Source organism: Youngiibacter fragilis 232.1 (genome assembly GCF_000495435.3).
Classification (GTDB): domain Bacteria; phylum Bacillota; class Clostridia; order Clostridiales; family Clostridiaceae; genus Youngiibacter; species Youngiibacter fragilis.
Map to the genome: position 1 here is coordinate 1 of NZ_AXUN02000105.1, position 3,830 is coordinate 3,830.

Here is a 3,830-nt window from a genome sequence, read left to right on the forward strand (position 1 = left end):
TTTGCCCATCGGCTATTTGATGGATCTATGGGAATGCCACAAGCAATTTATCGGGATTTCAAAACCAAGAAAAGATCACAATATTGACGATATTATCCCGGAGTATTTATAACACTACCATGTAATGTGGCACCTTAAGCGGTGTCATTTTTCATGCTCCAAGGAGGTGAAACCATGGATAATTTATCCGACTTCTAAGATACGTTATCATATCCCATATGTGTAGTTATCCTCCTTTCTCCCGTATTCATAGAAAAACCGGGGAACCCATAAAGAATTCCTCGGATAATTTTTCAAGGTCTTTTCTTTCTAAACAAAAATGGCATTGCCAACGACAGCGGCGGCGGAGTATTGATAGTAGAAATATCTTGAAGTGGTTTACCGCGCTCATCGAGGTATCTATTTGCCAATTCCGGAGTAACTGTTGCATATATACATGTTGTTGCAATGGTTGAATGACCTAGAAAAGCCTTTATGGCAACAAGCGAATCTCCTGCCTCGAGCATATGAACCGCAATCGAATGTCTGAATGAATGTGGTGAGTAACTGTTTTCCCTGAAAAGTTGGGGATTCTGTTCCTTAGCCTTGATGACATATTTTTTGACGATCCCCTCAACACAAGAGATGCTCATATGCTCATGAGTCTGGCTTGAGAACAAATGTCTACCTCTTGTTGTCTCAGATACGAGATCAAGATTTCTAACCCTCAAGTACTCTTTCAGAATGGCAGTACAATTATCTGGGATCGTAACTACACGGGACTTCTCCCCTTTTCCAGTTAAACGTATCCTTGTTGGTGAACCCAAAGTTATGTCATCAAGAGTAATATCACAAAGTTCTTGTGCACGGGCACCAGTTGCATATAACAAACTTAGAAGTGTTACGTCACGCTGACCAATCAATCTGGAGGTGTCTTGCATTTTCAACAAGATTGTAACTTCTTCTTTTGAGAAGTGTTTGAATCCAAGCTTTTTAGGTTCTCTCTTTTTTGGCACCTTCGAAATACTTGTATAGAAAGGTAGGGCCGCAGAAAATGACCTTTTCGATGCAAATTTTGCGAATGATACTATAGCAGCACGTCTGAGGTTTCTAGTTTTTACAGAGCAAGCACGTTCATTCTCAAGATAAAGTAAAAATGATTCGATTGTATCTCCAGATAAGTCTTGAAATGTCACCTTGTCTGGCTGAAGACCTCTTTCACTTAATAAGTACTGGAACAAAAGCTGAAACGCATATTGGTATGCGGTGATAGAGTTGTCGCTCAGCCCTTTAACATCTGTAAGATAATTAGTGAAGAAATCTTCAAGCATCAATAAAACTTCGCCATATTTTTTACTCATTCGAAGTTCACCTCCGGAAATACAGATATGGTAGCCTTTTCTACAATATCTTGAGAATCCAGATACACAGTATAATCAGTGGTCAGATACTTTTCAGTCCCATAGAATGATTCATGCCCTAGATACGTGGATAAATATGGGGCTGTTTCTTCAAGAGTGCGTCCTTCTGCCACTGACTTCTGAAATGATTTGAAAGCGAAATAATGTCTAAGAGTATGTGGACAGATGCACCTCTCAAAAGGTTCTTTTCGCTCATTACTAATATTTGCTTTACGTATAACTTTGCCAAACCAATACCAGAACGCCCCTGGAAGGTATGGATTGCCATCCCTGTTAGAGTTCCCAAACAAGAACTCGGTGTCGCTATATTCAGAAAACCTGCGGCAACGATACTGGCTCAGTAGATCTCTGAGAGAGTTGCTAAAGGGGACACGTCGTTGTCTGTTGTTCTTTGCTTTTTTGATTGTAATGACACCGGTGTCAAGGTCGACATCTTGCCATTGCAGGGCAACCGCTTCTCCAACTCTTAGTCCACAACTGTAAAGCATACGCAATAAAATGGGGAAAATATAAGCTGTTTCAGTCTTTGTATAGCTTGCCTTAAAGTTATCTGCTACAGCGATAATAGCGCCAAATTCTTCATCCGTAAAAGTATAACTAATGTACGAAGATGACGCTCGGTATAAATCTGGCTCACAAGCAGGAATATCAATTGCGGTCAAATATTGAGAAAATTTTCGAATGCGACTAATAATATAGTTTCTTGTGGTTTCTGCAACAGTGAGGGTATTCAGCCATTCTCTCACAAGAGCCTCATCCAGCGATTTTTCTTTAATCTTTGATTTAACCATATACTCATCAAGACTCCTGAAGGTTGAGATATAGCTTTCTGTATCTCTTTTTCCAGCGCGTAGTAAATCTAGGTATTCGTACATTTCATGTGAAAGCGCACCTTTAAAAATGATTTCCATCTCTTAGACCTCCTCGCCTGATAAGTATTTTTCAAGCAATCCACTAGGCAATGGAATCTCGAGAGCACAGGTCCTCAAACCTTCTATAGAATATTCCACATAATGGCGAGTGGATTCAGGATTGACATGGCCTAAAAGAGTTCGAACTACTTCATAAGGCACACTTTCAGAAATTAACTGACTGGCAAAAGTCATTCTTAGTGAGTGAGGTCCATGATGCCGATCACCAAAATTAATTCCAGATTTCACAAAGTGCCTTGAAACAATATTAGTTATAGTATACCTACCTAATGGATGCCCGTATCCATCTAAAAACAAATACGGTTCTTGAGATTCTTCGCGCCCACTACTAATGTAGTTTTTAAGAGCTTTTGAGACTTCTTCAGGTAAGGAAAGCTTGTGATCTACCGAGGTTTTTAGCTGTGTGAATTCTACCGTAGCATTTTGGAAATCGATATTTTCAAAGCATAAAAGTCGTATATCCGATGCTCTGAGACCAAGCCGCACAGCTATTAGAATAATGGCATAGTCACGTTTTCCTTGAGGCGTGAAGGTCTCTACACTGCTCAACAGTTGTTGAATTTCTGCTTCAGTATAAACTGAGGGGGTTGGTCGTCGCTTTGATGGTGCTGGCAAAATACCAGTGTAATCCGTTGTTATGATATCTGTACTCACTAAGAATCTAAACAGTCGTTTTGCATAAGGCACAAAGTGATATTTGTTTGTTGAGCGCAAGTAGGAGTTAATGAGAATCTTTGCATCAATTTCATTCCACTCACTTGCTCCTTGTTCAACAAAATCCAATATCATTTTTGTGCAGGCGTTGCGATATTGTTCTACAGTGATTTCCTTTAAGCCTTCCTTTCTTATTGAATCTAGGAATAGGTCAAAAACTTTGCAAAATTGCTCGGGGCACTGTAACTTAACACCTCGTTTTTGATATACACGGAGATCACGTGGTTTGCGCTGCCAAAAATTATTACCGTATAAATGTTCATTTAGATGTCGAATAGTCTTCCGACGGCGGTCCAATGTTGTCATTCCATGATAGCCACGTTCTTTCTCGGATTCATAAAAATCCATACCTAACTCTGGTGTGTACTCAGCATGATCATTTTCGATAGCATAATTTACTAATAGGTCGATAGATCTGCTGAAGTTTTTGTACTCTCGTGGGTGATTTCTCCCACTTTTGATGTAGTCCATAAAGTCTGTCTTAAGCATGTGCCAATAGTTACTTGTGCTGTTGTCCATAATACTTGCTCCTTTCAAATATTTTTGGAATGCATATGCGATTCCTTAAGACAAGTATAGCAACAGCACAGCAATAATTATCCGAGAAGATTATTGCCAAATATTCGATTTTACAATAACTCACGAGAGAAAGGAGGATAACTACACATATGGGATATACGGATTTCGGCCTAAAAATCGGTGTTGAGGGCGAAAAGGAGTTCAAGAGCGCTCTTCGTGACATCAATCAAAATTTTAAGGTGCTTGGTTCTGAAATGAATCTGGT

General features: G+C 39.6%; 3 protein-coding genes. All 3 read right to left on the reverse strand.

What is annotated here, in order from left to right:
* Window positions 1–293 precede the first annotated feature (293 nt).
* From T472_RS05960 to T472_RS05970, 3 genes are read right to left on the reverse strand one after another with little or no spacing between them, the layout of a single operon-like run.
* Entirely contained in the window at window positions 294–1,340 is a 1,047-nt protein-coding gene (locus tag T472_RS05960) for a tyrosine-type recombinase/integrase (protein ID WP_023387433.1), read from the reverse strand.
* A complete protein-coding gene (locus T472_RS05965) occupies window positions 1,337–2,311 on the reverse strand; it encodes a tyrosine-type recombinase/integrase (protein ID WP_023387434.1) in 975 nt (324 codons plus the stop codon). The genes T472_RS05960 and T472_RS05965 overlap by 4 nt, the downstream gene beginning before the upstream one ends.
* Before the next feature lie 3 nt (window positions 2,312–2,314).
* A complete protein-coding gene (locus T472_RS05970; protein WP_023387435.1) occupies window positions 2,315–3,565 on the reverse strand; it encodes a tyrosine-type recombinase/integrase in 1,251 nt (416 codons plus the stop codon).
* Window positions 3,566–3,830: the final 265 nt, after the last annotated feature.

What these genes read in the sequence shown, in the direction of transcription:
- T472_RS05960 (WP_023387433.1), bottom strand. Translation starts at nt 1,340, where the DNA reads ATGAGTAAAAAATATGGCGAAGTTTTATTGATGCTTGAAGATTTCTTC.
- T472_RS05965 (WP_023387434.1), bottom strand. Translation starts at nt 2,311, where the DNA reads ATGGAAATCATTTTTAAAGGTGCGCTTTCACATGAAATGTACGAATAC.
- T472_RS05970 (WP_023387435.1), bottom strand. Translation starts at nt 3,565, where the DNA reads ATGGACAACAGCACAAGTAACTATTGGCACATGCTTAAGACAGACTTT.